At 63.6% G+C, this 19,261-nt stretch carries 13 protein-coding genes; 7 read left to right on the forward strand and 6 right to left on the reverse strand.

From position 1 onward, the window contains the following. Positions 1 to 74 precede the first annotated feature (74 nt). Positions 75 to 2,948: a glycoside hydrolase family 3 N-terminal domain-containing protein gene (locus BIGA_RS07685; RefSeq protein ID WP_033507655.1), complete on the forward strand. Its 2,874-nt coding sequence runs from the start codon at positions 75 to 77 to the stop codon at positions 2,946 to 2,948. Between the two features lie 252 nt (positions 2,949 to 3,200). Here BIGA_RS07685 and BIGA_RS07690 read toward each other — a convergent pair whose 3' ends face one another. Further along, complete coding sequence (locus BIGA_RS07690; RefSeq protein WP_051917183.1) at positions 3,201 to 3,983, reverse strand: potassium channel family protein; 783 nt, start codon at positions 3,981 to 3,983, stop codon at positions 3,201 to 3,203. 285 nt (positions 3,984 to 4,268) lie between these two features. Here BIGA_RS07690 and BIGA_RS07695 point away from each other — a divergent pair, with 285 nt between their 5' ends. Together BIGA_RS07695 and BIGA_RS07700 are read left to right on the forward strand one after the other, a co-directional pair. Beyond that, positions 4,269 to 6,692 carry a glycoside hydrolase family 3 C-terminal domain-containing protein gene (locus tag BIGA_RS07695; protein ID WP_033507654.1) on the forward strand — a complete coding sequence of 808 codons (2,424 nt, stop codon included), beginning with the start codon at positions 4,269 to 4,271 and terminating at the stop codon, positions 6,690 to 6,692. Positions 6,693 to 6,741: 49 nt separating this feature from the next. After that, the gene (locus BIGA_RS07700) at positions 6,742 to 7,245 is read left to right on the forward strand and encodes a GtrA family protein (protein ID WP_227411158.1); all 504 of its coding nucleotides are present in this window, start codon (positions 6,742 to 6,744) and stop codon (positions 7,243 to 7,245) included. 130 nt (positions 7,246 to 7,375) lie between these two features. Here BIGA_RS07700 and BIGA_RS07705 read toward each other — a convergent pair whose 3' ends face one another. From BIGA_RS07705 to BIGA_RS07725, 5 genes are all read right to left on the reverse strand, one after another. Next, the gene (locus BIGA_RS07705) at positions 7,376 to 8,698 is read right to left on the reverse strand and encodes a sensor histidine kinase (protein WP_033507653.1); all 1,323 of its coding nucleotides are present in this window, start codon (positions 8,696 to 8,698) and stop codon (positions 7,376 to 7,378) included. Further along, positions 8,695 to 9,411, reverse strand: coding sequence for a LytR/AlgR family response regulator transcription factor (locus tag BIGA_RS07710; RefSeq protein ID WP_033507652.1), 717 nt, complete (start codon positions 9,409 to 9,411; stop codon positions 8,695 to 8,697). The genes BIGA_RS07705 and BIGA_RS07710 overlap by 4 nt, the downstream gene beginning before the upstream one ends. A 148-nt stretch (positions 9,412 to 9,559) precedes the next feature. After that, the gene (locus tag BIGA_RS07715; protein ID WP_033507651.1) at positions 9,560 to 10,519 is read right to left on the reverse strand and encodes a ribokinase; all 960 of its coding nucleotides are present in this window, start codon (positions 10,517 to 10,519) and stop codon (positions 9,560 to 9,562) included. 78 nt (positions 10,520 to 10,597) lie between these two features. Next, complete coding sequence (locus tag BIGA_RS07720) at positions 10,598 to 12,004, reverse strand: MFS transporter (protein WP_033507650.1); 1,407 nt, start codon at positions 12,002 to 12,004, stop codon at positions 10,598 to 10,600. 75 nt (positions 12,005 to 12,079) lie between these two features. Further along, a complete protein-coding gene (locus tag BIGA_RS07725) occupies positions 12,080 to 13,036 on the reverse strand; it encodes a nucleoside hydrolase (RefSeq protein ID WP_033507649.1) in 957 nt (318 codons plus the stop codon). Between the two features lie 623 nt (positions 13,037 to 13,659). Between BIGA_RS07725 and BIGA_RS07730 the strand changes: the two genes are divergently transcribed. The 4 genes from BIGA_RS07730 (at position 13,660) to BIGA_RS07745 (ending at position 19,261) form a co-directional block, all read left to right on the forward strand. Further along, complete coding sequence (locus BIGA_RS07730; protein ID WP_033507648.1) at positions 13,660 to 14,787, forward strand: ABC transporter ATP-binding protein; 1,128 nt, start codon at positions 13,660 to 13,662, stop codon at positions 14,785 to 14,787. A 192-nt stretch (positions 14,788 to 14,979) separates the two neighbouring features. Continuing rightward, positions 14,980 to 16,449: a DUF4032 domain-containing protein gene (locus BIGA_RS07735; RefSeq protein ID WP_033507647.1), complete on the forward strand. Its 1,470-nt coding sequence runs from the start codon at positions 14,980 to 14,982 to the stop codon at positions 16,447 to 16,449. A 256-nt stretch (positions 16,450 to 16,705) separates the two neighbouring features. Further along, entirely contained in the window at positions 16,706 to 17,779 is a 1,074-nt protein-coding gene (locus tag BIGA_RS07740) for a LacI family DNA-binding transcriptional regulator (protein WP_033507646.1), read from the forward strand. Positions 17,780 to 17,980: 201 nt separating this feature from the next. Next, entirely contained in the window at positions 17,981 to 19,261 is a 1,281-nt protein-coding gene (locus BIGA_RS07745) for an extracellular solute-binding protein (RefSeq protein WP_033507645.1), read from the forward strand.

Below are 19,261 nucleotides of genomic sequence, written 5' to 3' on the forward strand. Positions count from 1 at the left end.
CCGTCGCGTAACGGCATGTGCTGGGGCGCATTCACGCCGGTTGTTCCAGTGAGAACAAGGAGGAGGAATAGCTCATGCTGGGCATTAATATGGCGGACGTCATCAACGTCCTCATGTCCGTGCTGCCGCAGCTGATTGCCATCGGCGTTGTGCTGGTGCTGGCGATCATCGTGACCGTGGCCGTCAACAAGAAGACGGTGGCGGATACGGCAACGCGCAAACTCATTCATTCCGAGTCGTGGCTGGTGTTCCTGGTCGCGGCCGTGGTGTCGGTGTCGATGATGCTGTTCGGCCCGCTGGCCACGCTGCTGAACAACGCGACCGCCACCAAGTACACGCTGTCCGAGGAGACGATCTCGAACGCCAGCGATCTGGCCAAGGAGATCCAGTCCGAGGCCATTACGCTGCTGCAGAACACCGATGACAACCTGCCGTTGGCGGATACGAACGTCAACGTCTTCGGCTGGGCGTCGACCAACCCGGTCTACGGTGGCACCGGTTCGGGCTCGATGAACGCCAACTATGAGACCACCTCGATCCTGCAGGGCATGGCCGAGGCCGGTCTGACCACCAACGAGGAGCTCTCGAAGCTGTACACCGACTACCGTGCGGACCGCCCGGTGGTGGCCATGGCCGAGCAGGATTGGACCCTGCCGGAGGTGCCGGCCGCCGACTACTCGCAGGAGCTCATTGATTCGGCCAAGGAATTCTCCGATGAGGCCGTCATCGTCATCGGCCGCGTGGGCGGCGAGGGCGCCGACCTGCCGAAGAACATGAAGGGTGAGGGCATCACCTACAACAACAACTCCACCGAGTACGAGGACTTCGAGGACGGCGAGTCCTTCCTCGAGCTGAGCAAGACCGAAGAGGACATGATCGACCTGGTCACCTCGAACTTCGACAAGGTCACGCTTATCTACAACGGTGCGAACATCTTCGAGCTGGGCTTTGTGGAGAACTATCCGCAGATCAAGTCCGTGCTGTGGTGCCCGCCGGCCGGCCAGACCGGCTTCTCCGCCCTGGGCGACATCCTCGCCGGCACCACCAACCCGTCGGGCAAGACCTCGGACACCTTCGTCTATGACCTGACCCAGCAGCCGTCCTACAACAACGCGGGTGACTTCAAGTACGAGAACATGACTGAGTTCCCGACCGAGAACTTCGAGGAGGGCGAGACCTCCCCGGCGTTCGTGAACTACGTCGAGAGCATCTACGTGGGCTACAAGTACTACGAGACCGCGGCCGACGAGGGTGCGATCGACTATGACGCGACGGTGCAGTATCCGTTCGGCTACGGCCTGTCCTACACCACGTTCTCTCAGGAGATGGGCGATGTGACCTATGCGGACGGCACCGTGTCGTTCGACGTGACCGTGACCAACACCGGCGACACCGCCGGCAAGGACGTCGTCGAGGTCTACTACAACCCGCCGTACACCAACGGAGGCATCGAGAAGGCCAGCGCGAACCTGGTGGCCTTCGAGAAGACCGATCTGCTGGAGCCGGGCGATTCGGAGACCGTCTCGGTCTCCTTCGAGGATGACGACATGGCCTCTTATGACGATCAGGACGCCAAGGCGTGGGTGCTGGAGGCCGGCGACTACCAGGTCTCGATCAACGCCGACTCGCATACCGTGATCGACGAGAAGACCGTGACCGTGGACGAGGACATCGTCTACAACACCGAGGACAACACCCACGACGGCGACGCCGTTCCCGCGACCAACGCCTTCGACGCCGACCGCGGCGACGTGACCTACCTGAGCCGTGCCGACCACTTCGCCAACCGCGAGGAGGCCCTGGCCGCGCCGACGAACTACACCCTGTCCGACGAGTACAAGGCGCAGTTCCGCAACGAGTCGAACTACGACCCGGCCGAGACCAACGACGACGCCGACGAGATGCCGACCACCGGCGCCAAGGGCGACGTGCGCCTGGCCGACCTGACCGGCAAGGAGTACGACGACCCGCTGTGGGACGAGCTGCTCGACCAGCTGACCTTCGACGAGATGGACACCCTGATCGCCAACGGCGGCTACGGCACCCCGGCGATTGAGTCGATCGGCAAGATCCAGCTGACCGACGTGGACGGCCCGGCCTCGCTGAACAACAACTTCACCCAGGTCGGTTCGATTGGCTTCCCGTCCTCCACCTCGGTGGCGTGCACCTGGAACAAGGATCTGGCCAAGCGCTTCGGTGAGGGCATCGGCGACATGGCCCACGACATGCACGTGGCGGGCTGGTACGCCCCGGCCATGAACATCCACCGCAACGCCTTCGCCGGCCGTACCTTCGAGTACTTCTCCGAGGACGGCGTGCTCTCCGCCGCTATGGCCTCGCAGCAGGTCACCGGCGCCGAGTCCAAGGGCGTGTACGCGTTCATGAAGCACTTCGCCCTCAACGACCAGGAGACCAACCGTCTGAGCATGCTGTGCACCTGGTCCACCGAGCAGGCGATCCGCGAGATCTACCTGAAGCCGTTCGAGGCCTCCGTCAAGGACGGCGGCGCCGGCGCGGTCATGAGCTCCTTCAACTACATCGGCATCGAATGGGCCGGCTCGCACTCGGGCCTGCTCAACACGGTGCTGCGTGACGAGTGGGGCTTCCGCGGCATGGTGCTGTCCGACTACTTCGGCGGCTTCGGCTACATGCAGGCCGATCGCGCGATCCGCGGCGGCACCGACGTGATGCTGGCTACCACCGACATCACCAATCACATCACCGACAAGTCCGCCACCTCGATGCAGGCGATGCGCACGGCGACCCACAACATCCTGTACACGGCCGCCAACAGCTGGCTGTATGCGGATGGCGAGCCGGCGGTCGAGGTCCCGATCTGGAAGACCATCACCTACGTGGTCTGGGGCGTGACTGCGGTGCTGTTCGTCGGACTTGAGATCCTGGCGATCAAGCGCTTCATGGATCGCAAGAAGGCCGCCAAGGCCTGATTGTGACGGATAAACATCCAGCGCCATAATCCGGGGCGGCACCTCACAGCGGGGTGCCGCCCCTTCTTATACCATTCCTCCGTGCTCCATTCCTCCCCAACCGTGCCCGCCCATCCCCGGACCGGTTCCCATCCCCGGACTCTGGTCCATCGTGACCGTTTTTTGTGACTCTGATGCATCGTGACTCTGACGCAACTGCGGAAAACGTTGGGATTCCGCCATTGTCGGCGAGCGGGTTGCGGGGCGAATGTATCAGAGTCCGGAAGGGATGGGCGGGGTGGATGGTGGTTTGGGAACCGAAGAGGACGCATCCGGGGAACGCAGTCCGCGGATTTCCTCCCGCAGGGCGGCCACGGTGTCGGTCAGCTCGCGGATGTCCCGGCGCAGACGGTCGGTTTCCGACTGCGCCTCCTCCTCGCGCTCCTCGGCCTCGGCGTTGACCTGATCCACGATCCAGGAGGCCAGCATCGCCGTGATCATGCCGATCAGCGCGATGCCGGTGAACATCAGCCCCACGGCCACCAGCTTGCCGTAGACCGTCACCGGCGTATGGTCGCCGTAGCCGACCGTCGTCGCCGTCACGAACGCCCACCACAGGGCGGTGGGGAAGTCGGTGATCGACGACCCTTCGGCGCCGCGCTCCGCCGCGTACACGGCCAACGCGCTCACATAGATCAGCATCGAGACCGATCCGATCGTGTATACGGTGAGCTTGCCGCGCACCGCCATGCCGCTGGTGCGCCCCAGCACGTGCAGCACCTTGACCAGCCTCAGCAGCCGCAGCGGGCGGAACATCGGCAGCACGATCGACAGCAGACTGATCAGATTGTGCTTGAACCACTGCCATTTGTCTTCGGCCAGCCACAGCGAGACCACGTAATCCACAATGAACACGATCCATATCGCATTCATCAACCCCTCGCACAACGTGGTATACGTGCCGGCCAGCACCTGCCAGGAAAACGCCGCCAAGAACACGATGGCCAGGATCATCAACGGCCAGTCGGTACACTTCTGCCACTGCTTCAGTCTCATAATCCGATGATAATGCTCCGGCACCCATGTGACCCTGCGGCATCGTAGCCGTGCAACAAGTCGGCGAAACGGCGAAAAACCGACCTTTTCCCACGACCTCGCACAGTCACGATGTAGCACAGTCACGATGCGGTACCGGACCGATTGTGCGAATAAAACGACAGGTTGTGTAACCCCGTGTATGTCGCGCGGCAAAACCTGATTCAATCGAAGAGGAAGGCGAACTGCTGTCGTGCGATGCAGCATGGCTGCGGTCCGTTCGAGAACACAGTGCAAGGGAGAACCATGGAACTCGAAGAACTTTCGGTGTTGGAGAAAGCGGCGATGCTCTCGGGCGCGTCCGAGTGGGATTCCCGCGGCAACGAACGGGCTGGCATCCCCAGCTTCGTGATGAGCGACGGCCCGCACGGCGTGCGTCGTCAGCTTGGCGCGGGCGACCATCTGGGACTCGGCCAGTCCAAGCCCGCCACCTGCTTCCCGACCGCCGGCACGGTCGCGAACTCGTGGGATCCGGCGCTCGCCGAGGAAATGGGCGAGGCGCTGGGCAAGGAGGCGCACGACCTGGACGTCAACGTGCTGCTCGGCCCCGGTCTGAACATCAAGCGCAACCCGCTGTGCGGACGCAACTTCGAATACTATTCGGAGGATCCGCAGGTCGCCGGCCACATGGCCGCGGGCCTGGTCAAGGGCATCCAGAGCAACGGCATCTCGGCCTGCCCGAAGCATTTCGCGGTCAACAGCCAGGAGCTGCGCCGCCAGGCCTCGAACAGCGTCATCGACGAGCGCACGATGCGCGAGATCTACCTGACCGCGTTCGAGATCACCGTGCGCGAGGCCCATCCGTGGACCATCATGACCTCCTACAACGAGGTCAACGGCGTCTACGCGCACGAGAACAAGCATCTGCTGCAGGAGATCCTGCGCGACGAATGGGGCTTCGACGGCATGGTCGTCTCCGACTGGGGCGGCTCCAACTCCGCCGTCGACGCCGTCAAGGCCGGCGGTAGCCTGGAGATGCCGTCGCCGGGCTTCACCTCCGTGCGTGAGCTCGTCGGCGCCGTGCAGGCCGGCACGCTGGCCGAGGCCGACCTCAACGCCCGCGCCGCCGAGGTCGCCAAGATCGCGCGGCTGACCAAGACCGAAGGCGTCGGCCGCGACGACCTGCTCAAGGACGACATCGCCGCCGCCCATCATGCGGTGGCCCGCCACGTTGCCGAGAACTCCAGCGTGCTGCTGAAGAACGTCGACGGCACGCTGCCGCTCCCGGCCGGCGTGAACGTGGCCGTGGTCGGCGATATGGCCAAGGTGGCCCGCTTCCAGGGATCCGGCTCCTCCAAGGTGAACGCCACCCGTGAGGAGAACCTGCTCGACGAGCTGACCCGGACCGAAGGCGTGAACGTGGCCGGCTACGCGCAGGGCTACGACCGTCAAGGTGCCAGGAACCAGGGGCTGATCGACGAGGCCGTGGCGCTCGCCGGCAAGGCCGACGTGGTGGTGGCCGTGGTCGGTCTGGACGAGCGCAGCGAATCCGAGGGCCTCGACCGCTCCACGATGGCGATCCCGCAGGTCCAGAACGACATGGTCGACGCGCTGGTGGCCACCGGCAAGCCCGTGGTAATCGTGCTGATTGCCGGTTCCCCGGTGGAGCTGCCGTGGTACGACGGCGTATCCGCCATCCTGTACATCGGCCTGTCCGGCCAGGCCGGCGCCTCCGCCACCGCGAACGCGCTGACCGGCAAGGTGAACCCCTCCGGCCACCTGGCGGAGACCTGGCCGATCCAGTACGCCGACGCGCCGAACTCCGGCTGGTATCCGGCCATCGGCCGCGACGCCATCTACCGTGAAGGCCCGTTCGTCGGCTACCGCTACTACACCACCGCCGGCGTGCCGGTCCGCTTCCCGTTCGGCTACGGCCTGAGCTACTCGTCGTTCTCCTACGCCGATCTGAAGGTGGACGACAACGGCGTGGAGTTCACCGTGACCAACGATTCCGACGTCCCCGGCGCCACGGTGGCCCAGCTGTACGTGCGCGGCCCGCAGGGCGGCGTGCTGCGGCCGGACCGCGAGCTCAAGGGCTTCGCCAAGGTGCAGCTGGATGCCCACGAGTCCAAGACCGTCCGCATCGACTTCGACCGCTACACGTTCCGTCACTTCGACACCGAGTCCAACGCCTGGCATGTGGAGTCCGGCGAATGGACGCTGATGGTCGGCGCGAACGTGGAGGACATCCTGCTGACCGCCACACATGAGGTCAAGGGTGATGTGGACCCGAAGCCGGCCGACCCGGCGCTCGGCTCCTACTTGACCGGCAAGGTCAAGGAGGTCACCGACGGCGAGATGACGGCGCTGTTCGGCCACTGGGTGACGGCCCCCGGCAAGCCGGTGACCTTTGGCGCCAACGACCCGATCTCCTCTTGGGTGGATTCGAAGGGCTTCCTGGCACGCACCATCGCCAAGACGCTCACCAAGCGTGAGGCGAAGGTGCGCGAGAAGACCGGACAGCCGGATCTGAACACGCTGTTCATCCTCAACATGCCGCCCCGCGCCATGAGCAAGATGACGCAGGGCATGATCGACTCCGCGATGGTCCAGGCCATCGTCAAGATCGCGAACCGCCACACCTTCCGCGGCATCGGATCGTTCATCGCGGGATTCTTCCGCAACCAGTCCGCCAACAAGCGCACAGAAAAGGAGCTCAACAATGAGTGAGGCAGAGAAGAAGGCCACTCCGGAGTATACCGAAGAGGAGCTGGCACAGATGGGTCCGGTCAAGCGTTGGATTAAGACGCATCCGAACATCTGGGAGTTCATCCTGTTCAACATCCTGTCGAATGTGTCCACGATCGCCCGTTTTGTGGTGACGTGGATCGGCACGGCGATTTTCGTGACGGGCATGGGCCTGACCACGCCGTTCCACTTCCTGATCTTCAACTATGACGAGCAGGGCAACGGTCTGGGCGGATTCCTGACCTTCCTGTGCGCCGAGGTCATCGCCCAGGTGGTGAACTTCTTCGTGCAGATGAAGTGGGTGTTCAAGTCTGACTCCAGCTTCAAGGATGCCGCTTGGAAGTACGCGATTCTGGCGGTCATCATCGTGGTGGTGAATCTGGTGCTGCCCGGCTACGTTACCGGCTTGTGCCAGGGCTGGGGCATGGGTGCCGGCCTGGCTGGCACCGTCGCCTCCGTGGTGAACACGCTGCTGGCCGTGATCGTGAGCTACCCGCTGCTCAAGTTCTGGATCATGCCGAAGAATAACAAGTGATCTGTGTCCGGGCTGATGTCCGGACGCGATAGAGAGGAATGCGGGGTCCCGCCGGAACCAATCCGGCGGGACCCCGTTTCGTTTGGGACTAGCGCTTGTCCTTTTGCCGCATTTGCAGCGCCGCGGGGGATCAGCGCGGCACCAGCGCGGTGAGCGTGAACCAGTGGTCCTTGGTGCGGATCGTCACCTCGCCGCCGTACTGCTGCACGATATGCCGGATCGACTTGACGCCGAAGCCGTGCGATCGCGCATCCTTCTTGGTGGTACGCAGGTTGCCCTCGGTGTCGGTTTTCAGAGCGGAATCGTAGTAGTTCTCCACACGCAGCACCACAAACTGTCCCTGACGGTACAGCGCGAGCCGGATCAGCCGCTTCTCGGGGTCGGAGAGCTTGGAGGTGGCTTCGATGGCGTTGTCCAGCGCATTGCCGAACAGGGAGGCGATATCCATCGACGACATGCCGTCCAGCAGTTTGCCGTCGGCCACGGCGGTGAACGTGATGCCCTTGTCCGCGCAGGTGTGCGTCTTGGCGGTCAGGATGACGTCCAGCACCGGATTGCCGGTATGCTGCTGGGCGCTGTACTGCTGCACCGACGCCTCCAGCTGTTCGAATCCCGCGGCCATGTGTTCGGGGTCCACCTGTGCGCGCAGCGCGGCGATCTGGTGCTTGAGGTCATGGGCGAGCCGCCCGATCGACTCGATGTTCTCCTTGGACTGCAGATACTCCTGATGCTGGCTTTTGAGCTGCGCGTTGATCGAGGCCAGCTCCATATTCGAGACGAGACGGCGCGCCTGCTCCTGCTGCGCATACAGGATCACGAACCCGCATAGGTCCACCAGCGTGCGGATGTAGAACACCTCCTGCCCGATGGTGCCGGAGAACGGGGTGTTCGTGGAGACGAAGCTCAGATTGCTCATGGCAAAGGTGATCAGCGTGGTGGCCACCGTCATCACCGCGGCGGACAGGGTCGGCACCGTGGGCTGGGTCTGGCTGAAGTTGCCGCGTTCCACGTTGTAGGTGATCACGAAGCACAGACCGTAGGTCACAACGAGCAGGATGATGTTCTCCCACCATGTGGGCGAGCTGCCCAGCGCGTGCTCGGCGAATGTGGCGAGCTGCCAGTGCAATGAGGCGATGAGCTCGCCCAGGATGAAGGCGCGGGCCGTGATGTACAGGCCCTCGCGCTTGCCGGTGCCGATGGCCAGCATGATGATGCCGAACATGCCGATGGCCGCCAGACACATGCCGAAGATCCAGAACGGCAGAGACATGGTGCCCGCGAAGTACTGCAGTCCGATCAGCACCGGCAGGCCGAGCGTGGTGGTCAGGATCGTCCGTATCAACGGCACGCGCCGGTACAACGCGCAGATGTAGACCAGGCATCCCAGCCATTCGCTGATGGCCGTGTATAGGCGGGGGATGTCGGGCAGCGCGTTGACGATGGCGCCGGTCATTGCATGCCGCCCATGTAGTCCGCCAACGCCGTCAGGAACGCCTTCTTGCGCGGGCGGCTGATGCGCAGCCGCTCGCCGTTGGACATGACGCAGTCCTGATCCTCCACCGCCGCCACGTACCGCAGGTTCACCAGATAGCAGGAGTTCGACCGGAAGAAGTCATGGTCGGCCAGCCTAGCCTCCAGGTCCTTCAAGGTGCCGGTGATGGAGAGCTTGCCGCTGAGCGTGTGGATGATGATGGTGTGCCGGATCGATTCGATGTAGACGATGTCGGTCAGGTCCACGCGGATCTGTTTGGAGCCGGTTTCCACCAGCATCGAGTCGTTGGAATGGCGGCGCACCGTATCGATGGATCGTTTGAGTTCCTGGCTGAAGGCGAACCATGGCACCGGTTTGAGCAAGTAGGACAGCGCCTGCACTTCGTATCCGCTGATGGCGTACTGCGGCGCCGCGGTGATGAAGACGATGACGACGCCGTCGTCGCGCTCGCGTACGCGCCGTGCGGCCTCCATGCCGTCCATCTGCTTCATCTCGATGTCGAGCAGCAGGATGTCATAGACGGGTGTGTAGTGCTCGACCAGCGCCGCGCCGTCGTTGAATGCGGAGACGACGAACTGTTCGCCCTGCTCGCGCTGGTACCGGTTGAGATAATCGAGGATGAGCTGGCAGGCGGCGGGGTCGTCCTCGACCACACCGATTCGGATAGGACGCATGCAGCATCGCCTCCTTCGCCATTCAACCCTTCAAACAGCATACACGTTGCCGGTGATGCGGGTGGTTGAACGGTGCGACATGCCTCATATGCGGAAGCGGCGCCCCGTTCGGTACGGGACGCCGCTTCCGGTGATGACGGGCGTTATCTTACGCGAAGGCCGCGCGGATCTGCGCCGCGGTGCCGTAGGAGGCCTGCGCGCCGTAGTTGGTGGCGGCGTAGGCGGAGACGTAGGAGGCCAGTTGCGCGCTGTCCATCAGCGTCATGCCGGAGGACAGGCCGGCCAGGATCGTGCCCATGAACGAGTCGCCGCAGCCGGTGGTGTCACGGGCCTGCACACGCACGGGGGAGATACGGTGGATGTCGTCGCCGTCGATGACCACGGAGCCGTCGCCGCCGAGCGTGATCACGGCCTGACGGAACCCGTAGTCGTGCATCTTGTCGGCGATGGCATGCCAGTCCATGCCGTCCCAGTCGTCATCCTCCGGCTCGTTGATGCCGAGCAGCTGGGCCATCTCGTGTTCGTTGACCAGCAGGATGTCGGAGGCTTCGATCAGTTCGCGCGGCAGTTCGGTGGTGAACGGGGAGTTGTTCAGCAGCACGGTGGCGCCGGCCTCACGCCCCATACGGGCCACGGCGGTGACCGTATCGATCGGGCTTTCCAAGCACAAGCCGATGGTGGGCGCGGCGGTGATCGCGTCCTTCATCGACTCCACGTACTCCACGGTGACCTGCGCGTTGGAGCCGGGGGAGTAGATGATGGTGTTCTCGCCGTTGGCGTCCACGGCGATGACGGTGGTGCCGCTGGGGCCGAGGACGTGGCGCACGTACTGGGTGTCGACGCCCGCTTCGGTGAGCTTGCCCAGCAGGAAGTCGGCGTTGGCGTCGGATCCGACCGCGCCGAAGATGCGGACGTTCGCGCCGATGCGGGCCGCGGCCGCCGCCTGGTTGCCGGATTTGCCGCCCGGCAGCACCTGCAGGGGGCCTCCGTTGACGGTTTCGCCCGGTCCGGGCAGGCGTTCGGTGGAGACCGTGTAGTCGGCGTTCATGGAACCGATGACGGATACGGCGCCATGAATGTCGTCGAGCTTCGCGAGGATGTCGTGCATGCTTGCTCCTTGGGGTTGGGGTGGTGGGGTGGTGCCGGAGGGAGCGGGCTCGTCTCCGGCACCGGGTGCGAGAATCGGTTACTTGGTTCCGTAGATGTGCTTGCGGAAGACGAGGTACACGATCAGGCCGAGCAGGATGACGCCCGCCGCGATGAGCAGCAGCTGCGAGTATCCCGTAGCGGCGGCTGCGCGTGCCGCCGCGGAGCCGGCCTCATCGACGGCCGGCACGCCCGCCAGCAGGCTGCCGAAGATGGCGATGCCGATGGACGGGGAGACGTTCATCACCAGATCGTTCAGGCCCACGCCACGGCCGGATTCCTCGGTGGACAGCGTGCCGAGCACGGTGCTGACGACTGGCGAGTACAGCAGGCCGACGCCGCAGTACAGCACGCAGGCGCACAGGGTCAGGAGGATGAAGCCCTTGTCCACGCAGAACGCCGCACCGGCGAAACCGCACATGATCAGGCAGGCGGCCGTGATGATGCCGGCCTGGCGTCCGATCTTGCCGATGATCACGCCGGAGGACGTGCCCACGATGGCGGCGCAGACGAACGCCCACACCAGATAGGTGGAGACCTGCGAGGAGTCCATGTTGTACAGGGCGCCGCCGATGGCGTTGTAGAACGGGGAGACCACGTAGTTGGTGAAGTAGAACAGCGCGATCAGCGAGATGGCCATGAGCCAGCGGGTGTTCTTGAAGAACGCCGGGGTGATGAACGGGTTCTTGGCCTTGGAGATGTACACGCCGAAGCCGATGAACAGCACGGCGGCCAGGGCGATCATCCACCAACTCATGTAGGAGAAGAACAGCGTCAGGAAGGCGGTGGCCACGCCGAAGATCACGAAGCCGACCGTGTCGATCTTGTCGCCGCTGCCGTTGCTGTCGGGCAGGTTCTTGAGCAGGATCGGCAGGAAGATGATGGTGACGGCCGGGATCAGAAACAGGAACTGCCAGCTGATGGTGCTCAGGAAGCCGGCGGCGAACACGCCGATCGAGGCGGACAGCTGGTAGGCGGCGGTGTACAGGCCGAAGAAGATCACCTTGAGTGAGTTCTTCAGGTACTTGGTGGCCACCACCAGGAATGCGGAGCCTGCCACCTGCTCGCCGGCGGTCTGCAGCACGCGGGCGATGATGACCGTCCACAGGTTCGCCGGCAGGAAGTAGTTGGCGAAGAAGCCGAACAGGGAGCCGACGAACAGTACGATCAGGCCGACGGTGACCAGTCTGCGCAGCGAGATGAAGTCGCCGAGCGAGCCGTAGATGAAGCAGACGATGCCGAGCACCAGGCTCGGGAACGCGGTGATCAGCGAGGCCTGGTCGGGTGCGCCGACGTCGGCGCCGACCTGCTGGAAGACCAGGTTGAAGCCCTGCAGGCACAGGGTGCCCAGGACGAAGGTGATGAGCAGGGGGATCAGCGCGCGGATCGCCATCTTGTTGGTGGCGTCGTCGACGTCCTGCTCGACAACAGTGGTGTTGTCAGCCATGGTTTGCATCCTTTCGATAACGTTCACATGTCGGTTGGACTCGATTTATTTGCCGCCGCGGCGGCCATGCGCGACTCAGCCTGCGTTGCGAGCCAATCCGGTGATGCGGGTCATGAATTCGTTCAGGAAGCGCGGCACATCCACGCCGACGGCCGCCTGCATGGTCTTGACCGGGTCGTTCAGACGCGTGTTGTCCCCGATGGTGCGCCCGCGGGTCGGGCCCTCGACGTCCACCTGCAGGTTGATCGGCAGCGTGGTGACCAGCGTCGGGTCCACGGCCACGCCGACGGCGAGCGGATCGTGCAGGCCGCAGCCACCCAGATGCGGCGAGGTGGTCTCGTAGGCCTTGATATAGAAGTCGGTCATGTCGGCGAGGAAGTCGCCGGCCTTGGTGTTCAGGTCGCGCCACTGCTGCGTCTCCTTGTAGGTCAGGAGCGTCTGCAGGGTCACGTCGAGGCCGACCATGGTGGCCGGCGCGCCGGAACGGAACAGGTAGTCCGCGGCGTCCGGATCCTGGGAGATGTTCGCCTCCACGCAGCAGTTCACGTTGCCGCACACCGTCAGGGCGCCGCCCATCAGCACGATCTTGCCAATCTTATCCTTGATCTCGGGGGCCTTGCGGATGGCCGCGGCGATGTTGGTCATCGGGCCGGTCGGCACGTAGACGAGGTCCTTGCCGTAGGTCTTGACCGCGTCGATGATGAAGTCGACGGCGGGTTCGGTTTCGGCCTCGCGTGCGGAGTCGGGGATGTCCACGTCGCCGATACCGTTGTTGCCGTGAATGAACTTGGAGATCTCCAGGACCTCGAAGCCGTCCGTGGCTTCCGAATGCGGGATACCTTTATATACCTTGACCTCGGGGTGGCCGAGCAGTTCGGTGATGGCCAGCGCGTTGCGCACACCCTGCTCCAGCAGCACGTTGCCGTAGGTGCCGGTGATGCCGATGAGCTCGACCTCGGGGCTGCCCAGCGCGTAGGCGATGGCGAGGGCGTCGTCGACACCGGTGTCCAAATCGAGAATGAGCTTTGTCATGGGATTTCCCTTCCTACTTGTCGAGGCCGTTCCTGGACGCGACCTCGGTGAGCCCGGGGCAAAGAGGTCGGCCCTCGAACTCCGCGGCTGCCGCCGTGTCGTCTTCGATCGGTTAGCAATACAGCCTGGCGGGCTGGCGGCCCGCGTAGTTCCATGATAAATGGAGTCAGGAGGGGTGTTCGGGAAAGCCGATAATTTCAACGTTTTAGCGGCGTGTTGCTAAAACGTTATATCCGTTGATATTAAGCGATTTGCGTGGGGCGTTGAGGCTCTTCTCGGCGGTCGGTGTGCACCCCGCGTTCCATGCATATCCGCGCGGCGGCGAACGGGGGTCGATGACGAATGGGGCGGGCGGGCGCCACAGTGATTGCGTCGGGGTGCCTGTGCTGCCATGATCCTCGTGAAGGGGTTGTGAGCGTTAACACGCCGAGAAACGCCACCCTTGCCATTAATGCGAACTGGTGTATAGTAGAGCGTGGCTCAAAGAAGAGAACCTTCAATGGACCGGATAAGTAAACGCCGAAGTCTACGGTTTCCGATGTCGGGCGCTGTAGGCGGACGCACAACCACCTTCCACAACGGATCGTGAGGCACGTACCTGCCTCTGAAAGGATGAACATATCATGGCAGAAGTCGTATTTGACCATGTCACTCGTATCTACCCGGGCAACGATAAGCCTTCGGTGGATGATCTGAATCTGGATATCAAGGACGGCGAGTTCCTCGTGCTGGTCGGCCCCTCTGGCTGCGGTAAGTCCACCACCCTGCGCATGCTCGCTGGTCTGGAAGAGGTCAACAAGGGCCGCATCCTCATCGGTGGCAAGGATGTCACCACCATGCAGCCGAAGGATCGCGACATCGCCATGGTGTTCCAGAACTACGCTCTGTACCCGCACATGACCGTCGCCGACAACATGGGCTTCGCTCTGAAGATCGCCGGCACCCCGAAGGACGAGATCCGCAAGCGCGTCGAGAAGGCCGCCGAGATTCTCGACCTGACCGAGTACCTCGATCGTAAGCCGAAGGCTCTGTCCGGTGGTCAGCGTCAGCGTGTGGCCATGGGTCGCGCCATCGTGCGTGAGCCGAAGGTCTTCCTCATGGACGAGCCGCTGTCGAACCTCGACGCCAAGCTCCGTGTGCAGACCCGTACTCAGATCGCCGCCCTGCAGCGTCAGCTGGGTGTCACCACCCTGTACGTGACCCACGATCAGACCGAGGCTCTGACGATGGGCGACCGCATCGCCGTCATCAAGCTCGGCATCCTGCAGCAGGTCGGCGCTCCGACCGAGCTGTACGATCGCCCGGCGAACGTCTTCGTGGCCGGCTTCATCGGCTCCCCGTCGATGAACATCAACACCCACCCGGTGATCAACGGTCAGGCCAAGATCGGTGAGGATACCATCGATCTGCCGCGCGAGGCTGTTGCCAAGCTGACCGCCGAGGACAATGGTCAGATCATCGTCGGCTTCCGTCCGGAAGACGCCGATCTCGCCGTTGCTGATGATCCCAACGCCTTCTCACTGAAGGTTGTCAACGTCGAGGATCTGGGCTCCGACGGCTACATCTACGGCAATATCATCACCGATGGATCCGCCGCCGAGGCTTCGACGATGATGTCCGATCAGAACAAGCTCACCACGGTTCGCGTGAACCCGCGTGCGCTGCCGAAGATCGGCGACACCGTCAAGATCAAGATCGACCCGACCAAGATGCACCTGTTCGCTCCGTCGACCGAGCTGCGTCTGAACTAATGCTTGGCAGGGCTGCATAAGCCCGGTCAACCATTACACGAGGCATTCTCTTCCTCTCTTTGGCCTCGTGGGAAAAGGCTCCGCATGGCTGCGGGGCCTTTTCTTTTGCGATGTGTGCGTTTTGCATGGGAAGCCGCCGCCCGCCCAACCTCAGTCGGCGAGTTGGCCCCCGTGCCGGTTACATTAGAGGCTATGGAATTGACTGATCTGCCGCAGATGGATCCGCGTGTGCTCAAGGCCACGTCGGTGAAGGCCGACCCGACCGCCCCGGCAACGGCGGAGCCGCAGGCGCTGAAAATCACCGCCGCGAGCTCGAACCCGAAGATGTTCACCCTGCCGTGGGAGAAGCCGCTGGCTACCTGGCCGGACGAACTGCTCGCCAATCTGCCCCGAGGCATCTCCCGCCACGTCGTGCGTTTCGTGCACGTCGGCGATTCCGTGTACGCCATGAAGGAGATCACCCGCAACGTCGCCGAGCGCGAGTACGAGCTGCTGCGCCGTCTGGAGAAGCTCGAACTGCCCACCGTCGAGCCGATCGCCGTGGTGACGGGCCGTCATACCCGTGAAGGTGAGCCGTTGGAGGCGATTCTGGTCACCCGGCATCTGAAGTTCTCGCTGCCGTACCGTGCCCTGTTCGCCCGCAACCTGCGTCCGGACACGGCCGAACGTCTGATCGACGCCTTGGCCGTGCTGATGGTGCGTCTGCACCTCGCCGGTTTCTACTGGGGCGATGTCTCGCTGTCGAACGTCCTGTTCCTGCGCGATGCCGACGCGTTCTCCGCGTTCCTGGTGGACGCTGAGACCGGCGATCTGCATGTCAGCCTGTCTGAAGGCCAGCGCGAATACGATATCGACCTGGCTCGCACGAATATCATCGGCGAACTGATGGATCTGAGCTCCGGCGCGCTGTTGCCCAGCGAGGTCGACGAAGTGGAGGTCGGCAACCGTCTGGTGGAGCGCTACCATTCGCTGTGGAGCGCCCTAACCGACGTGGACAGCTTCAGCCCCGATGAGATGTGGAAGATCGAGAAACGTGTCAACAGGCTCAACGAATTGGGCTTCGACGTGGACGAGCTGGAGATGAACACCACACCGGACGGCAACCGCGTGCTGGTGCGTCCGCGTGTGGTGGATGCGGGCTATGCCTCGCGCAAGCTGCTGCGTCTGACCGGTCTGGATGTGCAGGAGAACCAGGCCAAGCGACTGCTCAACGACCTGGACGCCTACCGCGCCTCCACCTGGCGTCAGGGTGAGGATCTGGAGATCGTGGCCACCGACTGGATGCGCGAGGTGTTCGAACCCACCGTGCGCATGATTCCGGCCGAATACCGCTCCCAGATCGAGCCGGCGCAGTTCTTCCACGAGGTGCTGACCCACCGCTGGTTCCTGGCCGAACAGGCCGGGCACGACGTGCCGATGGTCGAGGCCGTGGAAAGCTACATTGCCAGCGTGCTGCCGAAGTACAAGCTGGACGCCTCGGTGATGGCCGCCATTAATGCCGACGCCGATTCGGGCGTGATCGACGACGAGCGCACATTCGACACCAACACGTACGGCAATGGCGTGTTCGACGCCGACGGTCGCCCCGCGCACCTGCGGGCCGACGATGACGATGATTACAATCCCGACGACGACCCCGACGCCGCCGTCTGGAGCCACTGATCGTTCCCCAAACCGGAACCGGCTGACGGGGGCCGTGGCGCGTCCAAGCGTCGCGGCCCTTGCCCGTATGTGCCCGCCGCGACTTCGGCATCGCGCGCACCCTCTATGGTGGAATCATGGCGCTGCCTACGGCATAATCATGGTGCTTCCTGCGGCGGAGTTATGGACCATAGAAGAATCGTCCGCCGACGCGAACATCTGTTCCTGCGGTGCTGTTTTCCGGAAAACGCCTGGTTAAGCGGTTAAAGTAGAGGGTATGCGCAAGACAACGGTCTACGATGTGGCGGAGCGTGCGGGGGTTTCCACCGCCACGGTATCGTTCACGTTCCGCCGCCCGGACAAGGTCAAGCCCGCCACCCGCGAACGGGTGCTCAAGGCCGCGCGCGAGCTCGACTACGTTCCCTCGGCCAACGCCCGCGGCCTGGCCCGCGGCAAGACCGGTGCGTTGGGGTTGTATTCCTTCGACATGCTTATCGAACGGCCGCAGGGCAGCGATCTGGAGGATTTCGCCACCGAGGACATCTTCGAGCGTCCGGATGTGCTGGTGTACCCGTTGTATGCCGACGAAGTGCAACGTGGTTTCGAGGTGGAATGCTGGCATCGCGGCCAGACCGTGCTGTTGGGCACGGCGGTCTCGAAGCGGGACAATGGCTCGATCACCGATATCGCCGGCCGGGTGGACGGTTTGGCGCTGTTCCCGAACCGCGGCACGGATGACCTGCCGGTGGCGCGGTTGTGCCGCAGCATCCCGGTGGTGCGCATCGGCGAGACCGATGGCGAGTTGCCGTCGGCCGACGTGATCTGCGACAACGAGGGCGGCATCGAGGCACTGGTCGACCACCTGGTGGATGTGCACGGCGTCACCGAGATGTCGTTCATCGGCGAACTGGCAACCTACGACATGCATCAACGGTTCGAGATGTTCCAGTCGAGGGCGGCGGAGCGCGGCATCGCCATGGGCCGCCCGCTGCTGGACGATTCGACCTCGTCCTCCCGGGAATGGCTGGTCAACCTGTGCGAAGCCATCGACGCCGAACAACTGCCGCGCGCCCTGGTGTGTGGCAATGACCAGACGGCGTTGGCGGTGATCGACCTGCTGCGCGATGCGGGGGTGCGTGTGCCGCAGGATGTGATCGTGACTGGTTTCGACGGCATCCTGGCGTCGGCGCTTGCGCCGGTGACGTTGACGACGGTACGTCAGCCGTTGGGAGCGATGGGGCGTCTGGCGGCGAAGCTGCTGGCCGAATGTGACGGCATGCCGTGGGACGAACCAAGCGTGCACCGGATGCCGGTGAAGTTGGTGTTGGGTAACAGCTGCGGCTGCGCGTGACCGACGGTCGTATGGGGACAAGCGTCGCAGTGTCCGATCCACGGGGATATGTGTCCTAGGGTGGGCGTGATGCCCGATTTTCTGATGTCCTGATATTCGGCGTGTCGAAAATCTACGCGGTTTGACAAACATAAATCTACGCGATTAAATTTATATCGTAATCTACGCGGTTAGATTACGAGAATGGTTCAAGGAGGAGCAATGAAACATACACCGTGGAAAACCGCTGTGGCCGCAGTGGCCGGAACATCGCTGCTGCTCGGATTGGGCGCGTGCGGGCGTAGCGAGGACAAGCCCGCCGGCGCGTCCGAGGGCGCCGTCACCAGCATCGATTCCGAACCCGCCACCGGTGACCTGACGGTCTGGGCGATGGGCAACGAAGGCGACCTGCTGGGTGATTTCGTCGACGGGTTCAAAGAGGAAAACCCCGACGTCAACATCACCGTGACCGCCATCCCGTGGGCCTCCGCGCATGACAAGATCCAGACCGCCATCGCCGCCGGCACCGTGCCGGACGTCATCCAGATGGGCACTACCTGGATGGCCGACTTCGCCGATGCCTTCGCGCCGGTGCCTGAGAACTTCGATCTGAGCGACTTCTCGGCCGGTCCGCTGGAGGCCGGCCAGGTCGACGGCGAGCAGCTGGGCGTGCCGTGGTACGTGGACAGCCACGTCCTGTACTACCGCACCGACATCGCCGCGCAGGCCGGGTGGGATCACGCCCCGGAGACACTTGACGAACTCAGGCAGATGGCCGAGGACGTCAAGCAGGTGGACGGCGTGGAGAACGGCATGTACATCTCCCCGTCCGGCGCCGACTCCTGGCAGGGCACCCTGTGGGCGTTCTTCTCGTCCGGCGTCTCGCTGATGGACGACGAAGGCAACTGGACCCTGGACACCCCGGAGATGCACGAGGCCACCGAGTACATCGACGGCTTCTTCAAGAACGGCATCATCGGCACCAACCTGGACGTCACGCCGGGTGTATCCATCACCCAGTTCATCAACGGCCAGACCCCGATCATGACCGGCGGCCCGACCAGCATCAGTCAGATCGCCGATCAGGGTGGCGATTCCGATTCGTACGCCACCGCCGTCATTCCGAAGGGCGAGAGCTCCACCTCCTTCGTCGGCGGTGCCGACTTCGTCGTGATGGATGAGGCCGCCAATCCGGACGCGGGCTGGAAGTTCATCCAGTGGATGACTGAGCCGGAGACGCAGATCGAATGGTACAAGACCGCCACCGTGCTGCCGTCGTCGCAGTCGGCCTGGGAGGATGAAACCCTCGCCGGCGACGAGAAGCTGGCCGCCTACGGCGAGCAGCTCAAGAGCACGCAGGCCCCGCCGGCCGTGCCGACCTGGGCACAGGTGTCCGCCGCGGGCGATCGCATCATGGAACAGATCTACAAGGGACAGCTCACGGTCGATGAGGGGTTGAAGAACCTGCAGGCCGAAGCCGAGTCGATCGGAACCGGTGAGTGA

Origin of the sequence: Bifidobacterium pullorum subsp. gallinarum (assembly GCF_000741215.1) — a bacterium.
Classification (GTDB): Bacteria; Actinomycetota; Actinomycetes; order Actinomycetales; family Bifidobacteriaceae; genus Bifidobacterium; species Bifidobacterium pullorum_B.